Annotated in this window: 17 protein-coding genes and 1 tRNA gene; 7 read left to right on the top strand and 11 right to left on the bottom strand. The window is 52.9% G+C overall.

The window, feature by feature from the left end; all coding sequences use genetic code 11:
* Window positions 1-144 precede the first annotated feature (144 nt).
* The 3 genes from fadE (at window position 145) to HV229_RS20325 (ending at window position 4,055) form a co-directional block, all read left to right on the top strand.
* Window positions 145-2,589: an acyl-CoA dehydrogenase FadE gene (fadE, locus tag HV229_RS20315; RefSeq protein WP_016151814.1), complete on the top strand. Its 2,445-nt coding sequence runs from the start codon at window positions 145-147 to the stop codon at window positions 2,587-2,589.
* A gap of 110 nt (window positions 2,590-2,699) precedes the next feature.
* Window positions 2,700-3,467, top strand: coding sequence for an amidohydrolase (locus HV229_RS20320; RefSeq protein WP_016151813.1), 768 nt, complete (start codon window positions 2,700-2,702; stop codon window positions 3,465-3,467).
* A 177-nt stretch (window positions 3,468-3,644) separates the two neighbouring features.
* Window positions 3,645-4,055 (top strand): Spy/CpxP family protein refolding chaperone, encoded by a 411-nt coding sequence (locus tag HV229_RS20325; RefSeq protein ID WP_016155758.1) that lies wholly within the window; start codon window positions 3,645-3,647, stop codon window positions 4,053-4,055.
* A gap of 15 nt (window positions 4,056-4,070) precedes the next feature.
* Here HV229_RS20325 and HV229_RS20330 read toward each other — a convergent pair whose 3' ends face one another.
* The 9 genes from HV229_RS20330 to HV229_RS20370 all read right to left on the bottom strand — a co-directional run bounded on the left by HV229_RS20330 (window position 4,071) and on the right by HV229_RS20370 (window position 13,174).
* A complete protein-coding gene (locus HV229_RS20330) occupies window positions 4,071-4,790 on the bottom strand; it encodes an EAL domain-containing protein (protein WP_065554276.1) in 720 nt (239 codons plus the stop codon).
* A gap of 1 nt (window position 4,791) precedes the next feature.
* Window positions 4,792-6,459 carry an O-antigen ligase family protein gene (locus HV229_RS20335; protein WP_181546251.1) on the bottom strand — a complete coding sequence of 556 codons (1,668 nt, stop codon included), beginning with the start codon at window positions 6,457-6,459 and terminating at the stop codon, window positions 4,792-4,794.
* A gap of 1 nt (window position 6,460) precedes the next feature.
* A complete protein-coding gene (locus HV229_RS20340; RefSeq protein ID WP_047357614.1) occupies window positions 6,461-7,003 on the bottom strand; it encodes a fimbrial protein in 543 nt (180 codons plus the stop codon).
* A 9-nt stretch (window positions 7,004-7,012) separates the two neighbouring features.
* Window positions 7,013-8,077 (bottom strand): fimbrial protein, encoded by a 1,065-nt coding sequence (locus tag HV229_RS20345; protein WP_016155754.1) that lies wholly within the window; start codon window positions 8,075-8,077, stop codon window positions 7,013-7,015.
* Window positions 8,074-8,679, bottom strand: a complete 606-nt coding sequence (locus HV229_RS20350) for a fimbrial protein (protein WP_019076065.1) — start codon at window positions 8,677-8,679, stop codon at window positions 8,074-8,076. Before HV229_RS20350 ends, HV229_RS20345 begins: the two co-directional genes overlap by 4 nt.
* A 12-nt stretch (window positions 8,680-8,691) precedes the next feature.
* Window positions 8,692-9,468 (bottom strand): fimbria/pilus periplasmic chaperone, encoded by a 777-nt coding sequence (locus tag HV229_RS20355; RefSeq protein ID WP_019076064.1) that lies wholly within the window; start codon window positions 9,466-9,468, stop codon window positions 8,692-8,694.
* Between the two features lie 26 nt (window positions 9,469-9,494).
* Window positions 9,495-11,966 (bottom strand): fimbria/pilus outer membrane usher protein, encoded by a 2,472-nt coding sequence (locus HV229_RS20360; protein ID WP_181546253.1) that lies wholly within the window; start codon window positions 11,964-11,966, stop codon window positions 9,495-9,497.
* Window positions 11,967-12,007: 41 nt separating this feature from the next.
* On the bottom strand, window positions 12,008-12,556 hold the full coding sequence (locus tag HV229_RS20365; protein WP_019076063.1) for a fimbrial protein: 549 nt from the start codon (window positions 12,554-12,556) through the stop codon (window positions 12,008-12,010).
* Window positions 12,557-12,625: 69 nt separating this feature from the next.
* Window positions 12,626-13,174, bottom strand: coding sequence for a fimbrial protein (locus HV229_RS20370; protein WP_016155749.1), 549 nt, complete (start codon window positions 13,172-13,174; stop codon window positions 12,626-12,628).
* 771 nt (window positions 13,175-13,945) lie between these two features.
* Here HV229_RS20370 and HV229_RS20375 point away from each other — a divergent pair.
* The 4 genes from HV229_RS20375 to HV229_RS20385 are packed head-to-tail and all read left to right on the top strand — an operon-like array spanning window position 13,946 to window position 16,328.
* A complete protein-coding gene (locus HV229_RS20375; protein ID WP_000019445.1) occupies window positions 13,946-14,926 on the top strand; it encodes an IS5-like element ISKpn26 family transposase in 981 nt (326 codons plus the stop codon).
* Window positions 14,908-15,093: a hypothetical protein gene (locus HV229_RS26530; protein ID WP_327003680.1), complete on the top strand. Its 186-nt coding sequence runs from the start codon at window positions 14,908-14,910 to the stop codon at window positions 15,091-15,093. Before HV229_RS20375 ends, HV229_RS26530 begins: the two co-directional genes overlap by 19 nt.
* Window positions 15,050-15,808 (top strand): winged helix-turn-helix domain-containing protein, encoded by a 759-nt coding sequence (locus HV229_RS20380; RefSeq protein ID WP_181547744.1) that lies wholly within the window; start codon window positions 15,050-15,052, stop codon window positions 15,806-15,808. The genes HV229_RS26530 and HV229_RS20380 overlap by 44 nt, the downstream gene beginning before the upstream one ends.
* A gap of 1 nt (window position 15,809) precedes the next feature.
* Window positions 15,810-16,328 (top strand): hypothetical protein, encoded by a 519-nt coding sequence (locus HV229_RS20385; protein WP_016155747.1) that lies wholly within the window; start codon window positions 15,810-15,812, stop codon window positions 16,326-16,328.
* Window positions 16,329-16,484: 156 nt separating this feature from the next.
* Here HV229_RS20385 and HV229_RS20390 read toward each other — a convergent pair.
* Both HV229_RS20390 and dnaQ read right to left on the bottom strand, forming a co-directional pair.
* Window positions 16,485-16,561, bottom strand: a tRNA-Asp gene (locus HV229_RS20390).
* 134 nt (window positions 16,562-16,695) lie between these two features.
* Window positions 16,696-17,424: a DNA polymerase III subunit epsilon gene (dnaQ, locus tag HV229_RS20395; protein WP_029139417.1), complete on the bottom strand. Its 729-nt coding sequence runs from the start codon at window positions 17,422-17,424 to the stop codon at window positions 16,696-16,698.
* Window positions 17,425-17,433: the final 9 nt, after the last annotated feature.

Consider the following 17,433-nt stretch of genomic DNA (forward strand, 5'->3'; position numbering starts at 1 on the left):
TTGATTTTTTGTGCCGGTTAAAACAGCAACAATGTGAGCTTTGTTGTAATTATTTTGTAAACACATTGCTAAAAGAATTTACATCCACTACAACCATATCATCACAAGTGGTCAGACCTCCTACAAGCAAGGGAGCTTTTCGTTATGATGATTTTGAGTATTATCGCTACGGTTGTTCTGCTCAGCGTTCTGTTTTATCACCGCGTGAGCTTATTCCTCAGCAGCTTAATTTTGCTCGCCTGGACAGCTGCGCTTGGCGTGGTTGGCCTGTGGTCAATCTGGCTGCTGGTTCCTCTGGCCATTCTCCTCGTACCGTTTAACTTTACGCCAATGCGCAAATCCATGATCTCTGCGCCAGTGTTCCGCGGTTTCCGTAAAGTCATGCCGCCAATGTCGCGTACTGAGAAAGAGGCGATTGATGCCGGTACAACCTGGTGGGAAGGCGACCTGTTCCAGGGCAAGCCAGACTGGAAAAAACTGCATAACTATCCTCAGCCGCATCTGACAGCTGAAGAACAAGCGTTTATTGACGGCCCGGTGGAAGAAGCCTGCCGCATGGCGAACGACTTCCAGATCACCCATGAACTCGCGGATCTGCCGCCGGAACTGTGGGCGTATCTGAAAGAGCACCGCTTCTTCGCGATGATCATTAAGAAAGAGTACGGCGGGCTGGAATTCTCCGCGTATGCTCAGGCTCGCGTTCTGCAGAAACTCTCCGGCGTTTCCGGGATCCTGGCGATCACCGTTGGCGTACCTAACTCCTTAGGCCCTGGCGAACTGCTGCAGCATTACGGCACCGAAGAGCAGAAGAATCATTACCTGCCGCGTCTGGCACGCGGTCAGGAGATCCCCTGCTTTGCTCTGACCAGCCCGGAAGCGGGTTCCGACGCAGGCGCGATCCCTGATACCGGCGTGGTTTGTATGGGCGACTGGCAGGGCCAGCAGGTGCTGGGTATGCGCCTGACCTGGAATAAGCGTTATATCACGCTGGCGCCTATCGCTACCGTACTGGGTCTGGCATTTAAACTCTCCGACCCGGAAAAACTGCTGGGTGGTGAAGAAGATCTCGGCATTACCTGTGCGCTGATCCCAACGTCAACGCCAGGCGTACAAATTGGGCGTCGACACTTCCCGCTGAACGTGCCGTTCCAGAACGGTCCGACGCTGGGCAAAGATGTCTTCGTGCCGATTGATTACATCATCGGTGGCCCAAAAATGGCCGGTCAGGGCTGGCGCATGCTGGTGGAATGTCTGTCCGTGGGACGCGGTATTACCCTGCCGTCTAACTCGACGGGCGGCGTGAAATCGGTCGCAATGGCAACCGGCGCGTATGCGCACATTCGTCGCCAGTTCAAAATCTCTATCGGTAAGATGGAAGGTATTGAAGAGCCGTTGGCACGTATTGCGGGTAACGCGTACGTGATGGATGCAGCGGCGTCGCTGATTACCTACGGTATTATGCTGGGTGAAAAACCGGCGGTGCTGTCGGCCATCGTGAAGTATCACTGTACCCACCGTGGACAGCAGTCAATCATCGATGCAATGGATATTACTGGCGGTAAAGGCATTATGCTTGGCGAAAGCAACTTCCTCGCCCGAGCTTATCAGGGCGCGCCTATCGCCATTACCGTTGAAGGTGCCAACATTCTGACCCGGAGCATGATGATCTTCGGTCAGGGGGCGATTCGCTGCCATCCGTACGTTCTGGAAGAGATGGCCGCGGCACAGAGTAACGATGTGAATGCGTTCGACAAGCTGCTGTTCAAACACATCGGCCACGTCGGCAGTAACAAAGTGCGCAGCTTCTGGTTGGGCCTGACGCGCGGCTTAACCAGCAGCACGCCAACCGGCGATGCGACCAAACGTTACTACCAGCATCTGAACCGTCTGAGCGCTAACCTGGCACTGCTTTCGGATGTCTCCATGGCCGTACTGGGCGGTAGCCTGAAGCGCCGTGAACGTATCTCCGCGCGTCTGGGCGATGTATTAAGTCAGCTGTATCTGGCCTCTGCGGTACTGAAGCGTTATGACGATGAAGGCCGTAATGAAGCAGACCTGCCGTTGGTGCACTGGGGCGTTCAGGATGCGTTGTACAAAGCGGAACAGGCGATGGACGACCTGCTGAAAAACTTCCCGAACCGACTGGTCGCGGGCCTGCTGAATGTGGTTATCTTCCCTACCGGTCGCCACTACCATGCACCGTCTGACAAGCTGGATCATAAAGTCGCGAAGATTCTGCAGGTTCCGAGCGCCACTCGTTCTCGCCTTGGCCGCGGTCAATACCTGACGCCGAGCGAGCATAACCCGGTAGGTTTGCTGGAAGAGGCTTTGCTGGATGTGATTGCAGCCGACCCTATCCACCAGCGGATCTGCAAAGAGCTGGGTAAAAACCTGCCGTTTACCCGCCTGGATGAACTGGCGCACAATGCGCTGGCTAAAGGGCTGATTGATAAAGACGAAGCCGCAATTCTGGTGAAAGCCGAAGCAAGTCGTCTGCGTAGCATCAACGTGGATGACTTTGAACCCGAGGCGCTGGCGACTCAGCCGGTAAAGCTGCCAGAGAAGGTGCGTAAAGTCGAAGCCGCGTAACGACACACGCACAACGTTTAGCCCCGCTTAATGCGGGGCTTTTTATTGCCACATTTCAGTTAGAGCTCATGCTACAGTGTCAAAATGTTGTTCAATGAGGAGCCTCGATCGTGCCCGGTTTGAAAATTACTCTGCTGCAACAACCGCTGATCTGGATGGATGGCCCGGCCAACCTGCGCCATTTCGACCGCCAACTGGAAACCGTCACCGGACGTGATGTCATTGTGTTACCTGAAATGTTTACCAGCGGATTTGCCATGGAAGCGGCAAGCAAATCGCTGCCGCAGGAAGAGGTTGTCAGTTGGATGCGCACTAAGGCGCAACAGACGAACGCCCTTATTGCAGGCAGCGCCGCTCTCCTGTCTGAACGTGGCCCGGTAAACCGCTTTTTGCTGGTCGAACCCGAAGGTAATGTCCATTTCTATGACAAGCGCCACCTGTTCCGCATGGCGGATGAACATCAACATTATCAGGCGGGTGACGCGCGGGTTATTTTTGAATGGCGCGGCTGGCGCATTCTGCCGTTGGTCTGTTATGACCTGCGTTTTCCGGTATGGTCGCGCAACCGCAACGATTACGACCTGGCATTGTATGTCGCCAACTGGCCAGCGCCGCGTTCGCTACACTGGCAGGTTCTGCTCACCGCGCGGGCAATTGAGAACCAGGCTTATGTAGCAGGATGTAACCGCGTGGGTACTGACGGTAACGGCCATCATTATCGCGGTGACAGCCGGGTGATTAATCCGCAGGGGGAGATTATTGCCACCGCCGAGCCACATCAGGCTACGCGCATTGACGCTGAACTGTCACTCTCGGCGCTGCGCGAGTACCGCGAGAAATTCCCCGCCTGGCAGGACGCTGACCCGTTCACGCTGTAGATATCGCCTTCTTCCCGCTGCACAACGTTTTCCGTAGCGGGATTGTTTCACTCCGTAACCAACCGCAAAACAAATTCGCGTGGCGACGTGCTTCGGGCATCGTATTCTGCAAAGGATAATCACTCGTCTTCAGCGAGTGACAGACAATGTTAATAATTCCCTTATCAGGATCCCGAAATGAAGAACTTCGTACGCATGACTTTGCTGGCGGCAACCGTGGCTGGCGCTTCTTTTAGCACGCTTGCAGCAAACGTATCCAATGTACCCGCACCAGCTCAGGACCCGGTAGTTCAGCACCTTAAACTGAGCACTGACCAGGTTGCGCAGATTAAAAAACTGCACCAGCAGCTTGAAACCAACGTTAGCCAGATATCGGTGAAGGATGTTAAAGACGGCGCGTTGATTGACGTCATCAAGTCCGGGAAATGGGATGAAGCCGCCGTCAAAAAACAGCTTTCCGCGTTCAGCAATATTGAACAGCAGGCACGTTATTACCGCGTGAAATACTATTTCGACCTGAACAAAGTATTGACCCCAGAACAGCGCCAGCAGGTGCAAAAAGATATCGCACAGACGCTGAGCGAATAATGACCATGGCCTGAATCAGCAATGATTCAGGCCTTTCGGTAATACTTCCTGCTCGAACAAAAATCCCTGCACAGCATCTGCGCCGCTCATACGGCAAATCGCGTAATCCTGCGGCGTTTCCACCCCCTCGATCACAACCCGTTCTCCCAACCCGCGAAATTGATTGACCAGTACCCTCAACTGCCACTCCGACGTCCTGAACTGATGAAACATTCCGCTTTCAATTTTGATGGCATCGAAACGGATGCCAGACAGTCGCCAGACAAAAAATAGCTCAGGCGAAACATCATCCAGCCACACGCGAAACCCGTGACGCACCAGGGTTTTGACGGCAATGCAAACAGCCTGCTGTTCTGCCTTTTCCAGTCGCATCATGGTGCCAGGATCCTGTATTTCGATAACAATCCGCCCCTGATGCGCCTGGCGGGCGAGCTGCGCAATCCACGACAGACAGGTCAGCATCCTGACGGATAAATTCAGCGAATAACTTCCTGAGAGTGCCAGTACCTGCCGCATTTGCCACAGAAATAGCTGCTGTTTTGCGGTGATGGAAATGTGCTTGAAAAAAAGATCGAGCGGTAGCGGCGTGCGTACCTGACTTAACACCTCGCAGACATCCAGCGATGCATCATCAAAAAAATGGATGCGCTGCAAACGGATCCCGGTGATCCGCAGCAGCTCGGCGTTGCGGGGAAGCTCTGGCACATGGCGGGTCTGTTCGCTGAATCTGTTCATATCATTCCATTTTTTGATTGAAAGGACGTCGTGCATCCTGCAGCCACGGGATACGGCGATCGTTCGGGTATGTCAGGTAAAAGCGCGTCGCCAGACGATGCGCCTCAGGTAGGTCGCGCTGCTGTAACGCCAGCAAGATTTGCGTGAAGGAGACATTCGGGTCTGGGTGAACACGCACATAGTCAGGTGCCCAGCGGCGAACCGCTTCCAGCCAGCGAGCGTCCCGGGTACGCTGATACCGTTGCAGATACCCCATCTGAACATCAAACCGGTAGCGAGGGGCAAGGAGCCAGCCTCCTACCGGGAGCGACTCGGCCAGACGCCACTGCGCTGACTGTCGCTCCGCCAGCGTCAACTGCTGTTGCGTGTGCAGTGAGAGAAGCAACAATGGCGTGAAGGTTAAAAACGAGATCAATGCCAGCGCACGAATCAGCGACGTCGACGTAAGCGTCAGGCGAACCCCTTTTAGCGGGCTATCTGCACAACGAAGCAGCAGGATCAGCAGTAACCAATGTGGTGTTGACTGCCTGACGGGGTATTCCGTCAACATATGAATGACCACCGGCAGCGCCGCCACCAGACAGGCGCGACGCCAGCGATTTCCGTGCATCCACAGCCAGAAGCCTCCCGTAATAAAGCACAGCGCCCCCGCCAGCCCAACCAGGCCGCCCTCCACCAGCCACAGCACCAGCTCATTGTGCGGATGCGAGATGCTGCTCAGCCCCAACGGCCCCGCGCGTTCGAGAAACACGGCGGCAAAACTGCCCACGCCCCACCCCGTCCACGGGCGTTCGGCAAATAATGCCAGTGACGTTTTAAGCACCGTCCAGCGCACCTGGGAAGTGGTCAGGTGATCGACTGTAGCAACGGACAAAAAATGGCGAGCGAGCGTGCCCGCCACCATGCCTAACGCTAGCGGCAGCAGAAGTAGCAACAACATACGGCGTTGCGCCGGGAAAACCACCAGCAGCAAGACTTCACCTACCACCACAGACACATAGCCGGTTTGCGACTGGGATTCATGCAGCACAAAGCCCATCATCACCAGAGCAACCCCGATGACAATTCGATATCTGTCGCGTAGCCGTAAAAAGAGCGGAGCTGACAGCAGCACACCAGATGCAGTGAAGCTGGCCATCAGATTGACCTGCTGAAAAATACCGTAGGGCCGCGTACCGCGTCGCCAGGCAAACTCCCAGTAATCAACACCCGGCAAATGCCAGTACTGATACAAAAACGCCAGACATTCGATGACGCACGCGCCCCATAGCAGGGTCAGCAGTACCGTCAGGGTGTTTGCCGCAAGCGGAATCTGCAATGTCACCAGATAGACGAGCACGCCTCCCAGCAGCGCCCCTGCGACCAGCTGCGCCTCGAACTGCCAGACGCCAGGCGTCAGCAGACAAAGCAGCGTCAGGATGAGCGCCCCCATCGAAAAAACCGTGGCGGGGACAGTGATACGCCAGCGTTGACGAGGCACCAGCACTGATGCGCTTGCAGCCAGCACAACGGCATAAATCCAGCTCGTAATATTAAGCGGCAACGACAGACCGCTGCCGCCGTTATTCGGCCAGTAGAGATGCATTACCCCACACCAGAAAAACAGACTAATAAAGAGCAATAATTTCTGCGCAGGCAGCGGGGCAATACGATTCAGAGCGTTCATCATGCTACTGGTAGCTCAGTGTCCAGGTCCCGCTGGCGCTGAATGGACCGTATTCGAGAGACTGATTTTTTATCGCCGACGGCTCTGCTGCGACCCACGCCCAAAAATTTAGCGTCATCGAGCCTGCAGTTATCTCTTTGACTGACGTGCTCTCATCAAGGCGGATTGCCGTGCCGTCCTCTTCGCTCATCCCAATACCGATCCCTGTCGCGCCGCCCTGTTCACTGCTATCCAGCGCCAGATGATCGTCCAGTTCAGCATCCTCACTACCACTGAAAGTGACCGAGATCCCGCGAAAAACCTCAGGGTTGCAGTCGCGTAGCTGAATGCTGAATTTTTCCGGCTTACTGCGCCCAGAGAGATAGAGATCCTGCGTCGCGATTTGCCCGAAATCGACCTCGATTTTGTCGCCTCCAGGTGCCAGGCTGCAGGCCAGCGCTCTGATAGTGCCGTGAAAATACATATCGCCGCCGACCAGTTTGGTGTCGGCCTGCGCCATGCCGCCAAGCAGTAACACGCCGATCGCGAATAACGCCGAAAATCTCATGGCATCCCCCTACTGAAACTGCGCAACAACGGTGGCAGAGGCTTCAAACTCACCTTCCTTAACGCTTCCCACGCCCGGCTTTGCCACCGGTGCAGCGGTGAGATTCCAGTCGCCCTGATTCTGGTAAAAACCTTTCACGTTATAGAATTGATTGGGCACGACGGTGCCACCGCTCTCGTCTTTAAGCATAATGCCGAGATCGTCGCGCTTTTGTCCGCCGCTCAGCGTGCCGAGGAGATGATCGTTGAACCCCGCCGTGCCTGACGCCGTGGTAGTTTGTACGCCAAGATTAATGTTCAGCGCGCCCTGATCGAAGCTGCCGCCTTCACAAACAACATGAATGGGGATCGACTTGCTGTAGTTAGTGCCATTGAGCCGGGCAGCGGATCCTGGCAGATCGCCAAACTCAATACTGATTTTGTCTCCCCGGTTGAAGGTGCATTTGTCCGGTACGGTAATCAGCCCGGATTTAATCACCACACGGGAAATCGCCGTAGTGGGCGTAGGTCCCGCGCTCCCCATGCGCCCGGCTACCTCCACCAGCGATTGGGAAGTGATATTGATGCCGTTGATAATGGGTTTAGTGACAATAAACGTCACTTTCCCTTTTGAACCACTTTCAACGTTAGTGGCGCGCGTGTAGCCCTTGCGCTTTTTGCAAGTGTTATTGCTGTTGCGGTTTGAAACGTTGGTAAAAGGCGCCTGAACATACTGTTTATAGCCCCCGGCAACCCACACCTGCACTTCCACATCCAGATACTCATTTAGCCGAAAACGGTTCGCCCCCTGATTTGAAGGCGGCATCGTAGTCGTGGTGGTGTAGTAAATCGGCGACCGGGAGATGTCAGCCTGCTCGCAATAGAAATTCACCACATACCAACTGCCCAGATTCCAGGTAAACGGATCCGTTCTGCCACCCACGTGGTTTTTACTGACATCCAGCGAGCTCAATTCGATATCGTACTGATGCGGCGACCCGCCCTCCGGCTCACCTTCCCCCTGTGTAAATGCCTGCCCGGCCAGTGGACAGCCAGCCAGGGCAACCCACAACAGCGCTTTGCGTAATACGCTCATAGATACTCCAGCTTAAGTCTCACCAGGCCGTTAAATTCTCCGGCAGTCACCTCTGGCCCAAAAGATTCCAGCGTGGCCAGAAAGTGAATGGCGTTATCGCCTGGTTTGAGGATCCACATACGTTGCGGTTGGTTCAGATGGATCAGCTGATTACGCTCGGTCAGTAGCCGAATGCCCGCGCCGCGCACATCACCACGAATACGCCCCAGGTCACTGTTTTCCGGCGCGCCTTCGGCCATCAGCGTCATCGAAACGCCACGTTCCACCGTGCTGTGCGCCAGCTCAGGCATTTCGCTGGTCTGCCCGGGGAAATCCCTCAGGGTATGACCAGAGCCCTTTAAGCAGCCGTTCAGGTACAGCGTGACCAACACCGGTTCGCTGCGATCGCCGCCCTGGCGAAACCGACTGGCGGAAATATCACCAAGATTGATGGTCTGATCGCGTGAGGCCATATCCAGCACGCACGGCGACACGTAGACCCGGCCGTGAAAGCGGACGTTGCCATACTCACCGGACACGTTGCTCATATCCTGGCGGCCGCTGGTGGCCTGAACCTGCCAGGCCATGCCCGCCATCAGCAGGGCGCAAAGCATCTTTTTCATTTACGATTCCTGTTACCGGGGCTGTTGCTCCATCGGCAATGCTTTACATACATTGCCTGTGCAGCTGAATTTCAGTTCGGGATGACCGCCAAAATCGTTCACGTACATCATGCTGAACTGGCTGACGCTGCCGTCCGTGACGCTAAAATCGAGAGAGGATTTTGGTGAGACCATAACGCCGGGGAAGTCGGTCAATCTGCCGCCTCCCTGCGCTTCTGGCTTGCGGCTTAAGCCGATTAAGGTGACGAAGTAAGGCGTTGGGTTATCCACACGCCAGCGCTGGCCCTGCTTGTGAAAGACCAGTTGGTTTTGCCACACGGCGCCCGGCGTTTCCGGCACAATGGCGGCCGGACGGTAGAACAATTTGATGCGCGACTGCATCGCCAGTTGCAGCACGTTCGGCTTATCCGGTTTAGGCGGAATTTCACGTACGTTCAGGTAGAACAAGCTCTCGCGATCCTGCGGCAGGGCGTTGATCCCGCTGGTTTTCGTCACGCGGGCAATTCCCTTTTGCCCGCCGTTAATTCGTTGCAGCGGCGGTAAGACCATCAGCGGCGAGGTAATTTTTGTTCCGTTGGCATCTTCCACCCACGACTGAGCCAGAAACGGAATGCTCGGGCTGGTATTGGTTAAGTTCGCACTGACTGAGCGCGCATCACCAGTGATGATCATGCGGGTACGGTCGAGCGCAATACCCGCCCATGAGGTGTTGATCTCTGCAATCAAAAGCAGGCCACAGGCCACGGGTTTAAGCCAACGCTGCACGGAGTAAAAAGCTTGATTATTCATGACAAAATTCATTCAGGTTATTGAAATTATTCACAAGGCAACAGCACGTTACCTTCCGGGTTGATTTGTTGTGGCACCTGTAAGTGGCACTGCGCACGGCCAGCCCAGGCAACGGAAAGACGCTCAGCCGGATTCACACCCGCAATCCAGGCCATACCGTTTTCCATTACCATGGCGACGCTAACGCCGTTAGCGTTAAACACTTCGGCGCCAAACGGCGGTACCGAACCATCCTTCAGGCGCAGCAGCGCCATCATTTTTTGCCCCTGCGCCACGGCAAAATGCTGGTAGCCAATCGCACCTTCCGTCAGGGTGTTGGTCACGATGGCTTTGGTTGCGGAAATGTCCTCGTCCATTGCGTCCACATCGATACGGGTATCAAAGCTGTGATAGCTAACGACGTCCGGTACGACGGCAATACCGAAGCGGTTTGAGTGCGCCTGTTCGCCGTTCAGCGGCACGTTCGCCACCCCGTCGGTATCAACCATCACTCTGGCGGTATTCATCGACGCCTGGCTGTTGTGCAGCGCCGCACCGTGACGCGTCGCGGTAAAACCGCCGCGCATCGTGCCGCCAACGGAGAAATAACGTGATTGCTGCCAGCTGACGTTAGATTCCAGTTCCGCCATCATGCTGCGGTGCTTGTAATAGCCATCAAACGCCGTACGCCCTTCACCGGAAACCCCTGTGCGCAAACGCCACGGATTGTTACGGTCGCGGTTATCGGAATACGAAACCATCTGGCTGGTCTGGTTGCCGCTGTTCTGTAATTCGTAATCCATAGAGCGGCCATCGCTCCATGGCACCGAGATTGAAAGCGAAAGACTGTCGTCTCGTTTGCCCTGATACTCAGAGCGGTAAGCCGCAACGTTGGCGCTGATCCCCTGGATGCCAGCAAATGAAAAGCTGTGCCCCATCGATAATCCGTAACGATCCTGGGAACCGCGATCCCAATAGTTCTGGTGGGTATAGGTCAGGTACAGCGTGGTCGCTAATAGTGGATCGTCAGCAAAGAAGGTTTTGTTGCCGGTGATGGTGTACATCTCTTTTTCGTTGCCGGCACTGTTGTTATTTTCATACTGCTCGTCGAGAAACTGCGAGAAAGTGCGGAAGTTACGCTGTGAGAAGCGGTAACCGGCAAAGGTGATGGCGCTGTTGTACTCATCAAAAGTTTTGGCGTAGCTGAGCTTAAAGGACATGCCTTTTTGTTCAGCCTGATGCTTTACCCGACTCACGGATTGCGTCGCATCAGCCGACAGCGCCCCCAGCCAGCTCAAGTCCCGCCCAATCCCCATCGACCAGGCGTTATAGCGATCGCCAGTCAGCAGCGCGCCGCCGTACAGCGACCATGCATTGCTGACCCCCCATGAAAAATCACTGCTATAAAACGCAGGCCCCTGAACGTCATGGTTATAACGTGATGGCTTCCCGACCGCGGCGTTGTAGCGCACATAGCCTGGTCGCGTCAGGTAAGGAATATCGGCCGTATTGACCTGAAAAGTGTGTACGCTGCCATCCTGCTCCTCGACGCGAACATCCAGCGTGCCGCGTACCGAACCGTGCAGATCCTGAATATTAAATGGCCCTGCAGGAACGGTGGTTTGATAGATAACACGGCCCTGCTGACTGACGGTAACCTTCGCATTGCTGCGGGCGATGCCGTGCACTTCAGGCGCGTAGCCCTGCAAATTCGGTGGCAACATACGCTCGTCGCTGCCGAGGTTAGCCCCGGTGAAACGTACCGAATCAAAAACCTGAGAATTCAGGTAGATTTCGCCGACCGTCAGTTTTGCAGCCTGCATCGGCAACGGTCGATAGGCATAGATCTGATCCCAGTCGATACGGCCGCGATTATCATCCGAAGCGTAATTGGCCTGATACTGGCCACGAAATCGCCACGCGCCGAGGTTAAAACCTGTCTGCCCATAGCCAGACAGAGAGCGATAACGATCGCCGCCCTGTTCATAATGTGTGGCCTGGCCCGAGACGCTGTAGTCAAAAATCAGCCCCGCGACGCCGTTATCCCAGCGTTCCGGTGGCGTCCAGTCTGGATCGGTATATTTCATCCACGCCTGAGGCACGATAATGTCCAGTACGCCTGCGCTATTATTCAGCGCCACACCCGGCAGGCGGGAAATGTCATAGCAGGTCGCGCTAATCGGATGAATATAGGCCAGCGCCTCTTCTTTGAGCGCCAGTAATTCGAGTTGTTGCGGGGTCAGACATGCCATGGATTTATGCAGGTTGGCAGGATCGACGATATAACGGATCGACTGCTGTGGAATCTCCTGGCTGTTAATACGAACATCCAGCAGATATTCTCCGGGAGTCACAAAGTTGCCTTCGGAAAAACGCTGCAAATCGACATTGTGCCTGTCGCTGGCATCCAGTACGTCGGTATTAAATTCAATGGCCTCATCCGCTTCAGCCCATGAAGAGGCACAGACCAGAGCAATAAAAAGCGCCAGACGTTTTTTATCTGTTTTCAGCGTGATCATTTTCGTTCGCAAACCTTCAGATACCCGAATTGCAGTGCAGCTCAGAGATAATTCACAACAAAATGCGTGACCGCAGTAAATTCGCCAGATGTCATTCTTCCGTCGCGGGAGATCAAATAAGCCGTAAAATTGAGCGTGTTTTTCCCTGGATTAAGCACATAGTCCGGTGATGGCTCTCCCAGATGAATTTGCTGTCCGTTGCTGTCATATATTTCTATCGCTAAATTTTCAGTTTCCGATTGCACGCTTAGATAATCAGGATTGTCACTATCCGGTGCGCCAGAAAAGGTAATATTGGCGCGTTGAAACAGATTCCCGGGGTGTTGAGAATCCCCTAATGAACATCCCAACAAATGAATGCTGAAATCATGCGCTGATACTTTCTCTGGTTTTCCGGAAATATCTCTGGCTGAGAGATCATCAAATTCAACCAGTAGCGACCGGTCGCGTGGGTCGACATAACAGGCAGCCTCAATAATATTTCCGCGCATGCGCATTTTGCCGGGCGTACTGACAAGACGATTGGTGTCAGCCAAAACCCATGCAGGCGATATGAAGATAAAAAGCAGTAAAATTCGCCATCCAGGCATCACCGCATTTCCTTTCAGTTATTCGCAGGAAGGGTTAAGCAGGCGCGTTAATGCGCCTGCTGCAGATCGTTACTGGTAGTCGATCTGGAAATTAACGGTAGATTCGAAATCACCTGGGGTTACCGCCGCAGATGCGTTGTTTGCCTGCAGGTAAGCGACGAAATCAATGTCGGTTTCACCATCGGTAATGTTGACCTGAGAGGCGGCTTGACCCCATTCCACGTCCTGGTTGCCACTGTCAATCATACCGATGCCCGCGCCCTTTGCAGTACCAGAGGTGAATGCAGCCAGCGCGTTGTTGTCTGTATCAATCGTTGCCGGGGTATAGGTCACAGTGGCCGTTTTCGCGACGGTCGTATCACAGCCCTGCAGAACGATTTTGGCATGCTTAACGCCAGCACGTTGGTTGTCTTTTAACTGAGAAGTTGGGATCTCACCAAAATTAACCTGTACCGGGCTGGATTCTGGTGCCAGACCACATGCGGAATTAACCAGAGAACCGGTGAAGTGAATTTTACCGTTAGTCGGTTCGACATTTTTTGCAGCAAAAGCAGAAGAGGCAGTAAAAGTCATTCCCGCCATCAGCGCACAGGCCACAGCCACGTTTTTCATTTTCATATTACTACTTAACCTTATATCTGTTTTTTAGTTATTCCGAAGATCTATTTCCGCAGATAATTTATGTCCGGAAAATCCTGATCTGCAGGTGGCGGTAGCGCATATCCTTGCAAACAATCCATCTCAAGCCGCCCCGTATTTTGAACTTCATTGGTATTCCATCCGAAATACCGTCCACAGTTGTTTACGCTGTTTCGGGGCTTATATTAAGTCGACGGGAAAATGACACAATGCAAAAATCCGGTATTAATCAAACTCAGGGAATCATGTTGTCACACTGTCTGCACAGCGATCGTTTACCTAAAAAACCGCCAATAATCACGACATAATCAGTGTTAATATCTATTATTCAGCATTTTTATAGAGTTTTTATCTATCAACTATTTTTTTATTTAGCCAGAACAACAGGCAAAATGTATTTATGAAATTTTTGTAAAAATGAAATTGGATATCAAAAACGAGTAATGACAATAAGATAGTGAAAGAGAGGAAGGAGAAAAGAGGATTCTATAAGAGATATTAAAATATTGTTATATAAATATTAATAAAGCGATCTATGGTACAACCATTTTTTATAAATGAATTATGTTATGCTATTGCTTCACCCACTCGAATGCGAGATATCCTGCTTTAAAGGAGACATCAGTGATTTCTCATATACCAATAAACAAAATTAAATCCGTAATTATTGGTGATGGCTTAGGGAAGGTGCGAACAAGTTCCTGATATGAGATCATCATATTCATCCGGAGCGCATCCCAGAGGGACATCATGAGCCATCAACTCACCTTCGCCGATAGTGAATTCAGCACTAAGCGCCGTCAGACCCGAAAAGAGATTTTCCTCTCCCGCATGGAGCAGATTCTGCCATGGCAGAATATGACCGCTGTCATCGAGCCGTTTTATCCCAAGGCGGGCAATGGCCGACGGCCCTATCCGCTGGAGACCATGCTGCGTATTCACTGCATGCAGCATTGGTACAACCTGAGCGACGGTGCCATGGAAGATGCCCTGTACGAAATCGCCTCCATGCGCCTGTTTGCCCGATTATCCCTGGATAGCGCCCTGCCGGATCGCACCACCATCATGAATTTCCGCCACCTGCTCGAGCAGCATCAACTGGCCCGTCAATTGTTCAAGACCATCAATCGCTGGCTGGCCGAAGCAGGCGTCATGATGACCCAAGGCACTTTGGTGGATGCCACCATCATTGAGGCACCCAGCTCGACCAAGAACAAAGAGCAGCAACGCGATCCGGAGATGCATCAGACCAAGAAAGGCAATCAGTGGCACTTTGGCATGAAGGCCCACATTGGTGTCGATGCCAAGAGTGGCCTGACCCACAGCCTGGTCACCACCGCGGCCAACGAGCATGACCTCAATCAGCTGGGTAATCTGCTTCATGGAGAGGAGCAATTTGTCTCAGCCGATGCCGGCTACCAAGGAGCGCCACAGCGCGAGGAGCTGGCCGAGGTGGATGTGGACTGGCTGATCGCCGAGCGTCCCGGCAAGGTAAAAACCTTGAAGCAGCATCCGCGCAAGAACAAAACGGCCATCAACATCGAATACATGAAAGCCAGCATCCGTGCCAGGGTGGAGCACCCGTTTCGCATCATCAAGCGGCAGTTCGGCTTCGTGAAAGCCAGATACAAGGGGCTGCTGAAAAACGATAACCAACTGGCGATGTTATTCACCCTGGCCAACCTGTTTCGGGTGGACCAAATGATACGTCAGTGGGAGAGATCTCAGTAAAAACCGGAAATAACGCCAGAAATGGTGGAAAAAATAGCCTAAATAGGCTGATTCGATGTGTTTGCGGGAAAAAAATCGGCCCAGATCCGCGAAATTTTAATCAGCGAGTCAGCTTGGGAAGAAATGACCTGCTTATTCGCACCTTCCTTAGTTTTCAGACCACATAAAAATACCCTAAAAGACCTGGCATCTGGTGAAATGGCCACATTGAATAATGTGGCAACACAATTACTGCTCTATTTGTTGCAAAATGGTAAAGAGATATCCTCGCGTGATGAAATTCTGCTGAATGTTTTTCAGCATAATGGCGCCAGAGCGACGGATGCGAATCTCAATCAGCACATTTCATTTCTGCGCAAAGCAATAACGTCTACGGGTCATCCTGCAGAACTCATCGTCACAATTCCGCGGATGGGATTTCGGATGGGCGACGCTAATATCAATATTCAGCAACTGGAAGAAGCGCAAGCTCCCGCCAGAATTGCCAATGTTGCATCGACGCTCAACAAAAAGAAACAAAGCCGTTGGCCTGTGGCGATAACCGCGTTAATTACTGGTATCGCCGTGCTGGCGACAGCGTGGTTAACATGGATTCCCAATGAAATCGCCATGACGGACGCGACTATCCTGCGGACTATCGACTATGAACAATGCCGTGTACATATATTAGGAAACGCCCTCACCGACACCATAACCGAAAAGAAAGCGCTGGATATTTTCAAGTCCGTGGGCATTAACCCCGACTGTTCGTACCCAAAAGATCTGTATCTCAATACCTGGGCGAGCAACCATAATCTGGTTGAGTGGTCGTTTGCCGCTGAATGCGGGCTGAACCTCGGCTATTACCATTGCATCAGCCAGTATCGCCATCATGAGGAATGATATGAAGCAAGAAAGCGATCACTCTCCTTTACTATGGTCAGTCGTGATTGCCATTTTTGGGCTGGCGGCTATCGCTTTTTTTATTATCGCCGGGAATGCGAAAAAACAAGAAATCAGTTTTTCCTGCTCCTCGGAATTCACGTCGATACTCGACATCCAGGATACAAAAAAGGTACTCCATGGAATAATGCTGATTACCAGCTACAACTCCGGACACCTTTCATTGTCAGTACAAGGGAAACTCAAAAGTGATGATGGCGAGTTTGCTGTGAACCGAAAACTGTTCTTTCGCTATGCCCGACCACTCGGCCATACCGCCGGTGTTTTCATGCTCACTCCCAACGGACGTGAAAAATCTCCCGATGATGAAGCAACGGATGCTGTCGATTATCTCTTCTTCGACGCTTACGAACGTGCCGACAAGCTGTATATGCTAAAGCACTTGAATGAAGAAACGGTGCTTATCGGCGATAACTTTTCCCCCCGCTTCGCCTGCGTGATGAATCACTTCGCAGGTTGATCTGCCCCTGGATATGCGTCGGGTTAAGGATGACCTGATGTGTTGCCTGCCCGATAGCACGGACGTGGTCGATAAAGTGTGATGAGGAGATTATTATTGTTGGCGGGCCAAAACGACGAAAGCCTGAATCATTTCTGATTCAGGCTTTCTGAATAGTGGCGGAATGGACGGGACTCGAACCCGCGACCCCCTGCGTGACAGGCAGGTATTCTAACCAACTGAACTACCACTCCGCGTTGTGTTCCGCTTGGGAACGAAGCGAATATTACGGATTGCCTCACGCCTCGTCAACGCTTTTTCTCACGTTTTTTAATCGTTTGCTGCAAAAATCACCCGAATGGTCATTTCCATACGGAAAACGTACAAACTATGCCCGCCAGAGGCAACTTCCGCCTTTCTTCTGCACCAGGTCAAGGCGCGACTCATGGGCCGCTAACTCTTCATCAGTGGCGAAAACAACGCGTAGTTTGCTGGACTGTCGCACAATACGCTGGATCCCCGTGTCATTCTGCTGCTGGCTGTCACCTTCCATTGAGAACGCCATCGTGGTCTGCCCACCGGTCATCATCAGATAAACGTCGGCCAGAATCTGGGCATCGAGCAATGCGCCGTGCAGGGTTCGCTTACTGTTGTCTATTTCATAGCGTGAGCATAACGCATCAAGGCTGTTGCGCTTGCCAGGAAACATTTTCCTCGCCAGCGCCAGGCTATCGGTAATTTTGCAGAATTCGTTTGTCTTTGGAATATCCCGCCTGAGCTTAGCAAATTCGTAATCCATAAAGCCGATATCAAACGATGCGTTATGGATGACCAGCTCTGCACCGCGGATGTAGTCGAGAAACTCATCGGCCACATCGGCAAACGTAGGTTTATCAAGCAGGAATTCGTCTGCGATTCCGTGTACACCAAACGCTTCCGGGTCCACCAGCCGATCCGGTTTCAGGTAAACGTGGAAGTTATTCCCGGTCAGGCGGCGGTTCACCACTTCAACCGCACCGATCTCAATGATCTTGTGGCCTTCGTAGTGGGCGCCAATCTGGTTCATACCGGTGGTTTCGGTATCGAGGACGATCTGTCGTGTAATTCCAGTGCTCATAACGGTCAT

Source organism: Citrobacter sp. RHBSTW-00524 (assembly GCF_013747755.1).
GTDB classification, from domain to species: domain Bacteria; phylum Pseudomonadota; class Gammaproteobacteria; order Enterobacterales; family Enterobacteriaceae; genus Citrobacter; species Citrobacter braakii.

Excerpts from the sequence above, each read along its gene's own strand:
- fadE (WP_016151814.1), top strand. The coding sequence starts at position 145 with ATGATGATTTTGAGTATTATCGCTACGGTTGTTCTGCTCAGCGTTCTG.
- HV229_RS20325 (WP_016155758.1), top strand. The coding sequence starts at position 3,645 with ATGAAGAACTTCGTACGCATGACTTTGCTGGCGGCAACCGTGGCTGGC.
- HV229_RS20330 (WP_065554276.1), bottom strand. The coding sequence starts at position 4,790 with ATGAACAGATTCAGCGAACAGACCCGCCATGTGCCAGAGCTTCCCCGC.
- HV229_RS20335 (WP_181546251.1), bottom strand. The coding sequence starts at position 6,459 with ATGATGAACGCTCTGAATCGTATTGCCCCGCTGCCTGCGCAGAAATTA.
- HV229_RS20340 (WP_047357614.1), bottom strand. The coding sequence starts at position 7,003 with ATGAGATTTTCGGCGTTATTCGCGATCGGCGTGTTACTGCTTGGCGGC.
- HV229_RS20345 (WP_016155754.1), bottom strand. The coding sequence starts at position 8,077 with ATGAGCGTATTACGCAAAGCGCTGTTGTGGGTTGCCCTGGCTGGCTGT.
- HV229_RS20350 (WP_019076065.1), bottom strand. The coding sequence starts at position 8,679 with ATGAAAAAGATGCTTTGCGCCCTGCTGATGGCGGGCATGGCCTGGCAG.
- HV229_RS20355 (WP_019076064.1), bottom strand. The coding sequence starts at position 9,468 with ATGAATAATCAAGCTTTTTACTCCGTGCAGCGTTGGCTTAAACCCGTG.
- HV229_RS20360 (WP_181546253.1), bottom strand. The coding sequence starts at position 11,966 with ATGATCACGCTGAAAACAGATAAAAAACGTCTGGCGCTTTTTATTGCT.
- HV229_RS20365 (WP_019076063.1), bottom strand. The coding sequence starts at position 12,556 with ATGCCTGGATGGCGAATTTTACTGCTTTTTATCTTCATATCGCCTGCA.
- HV229_RS20370 (WP_016155749.1), bottom strand. The coding sequence starts at position 13,174 with ATGAAAATGAAAAACGTGGCTGTGGCCTGTGCGCTGATGGCGGGAATG.
- HV229_RS20375 (WP_000019445.1), top strand. The coding sequence starts at position 13,946 with ATGAGCCATCAACTCACCTTCGCCGATAGTGAATTCAGCACTAAGCGC.
- HV229_RS20380 (WP_181547744.1), top strand. The coding sequence starts at position 15,050 with ATGACCTGCTTATTCGCACCTTCCTTAGTTTTCAGACCACATAAAAAT.
- HV229_RS20385 (WP_016155747.1), top strand. The coding sequence starts at position 15,810 with ATGAAGCAAGAAAGCGATCACTCTCCTTTACTATGGTCAGTCGTGATT.
- dnaQ (WP_029139417.1), bottom strand. The coding sequence starts at position 17,424 with ATGAGCACTGGAATTACACGACAGATCGTCCTCGATACCGAAACCACC.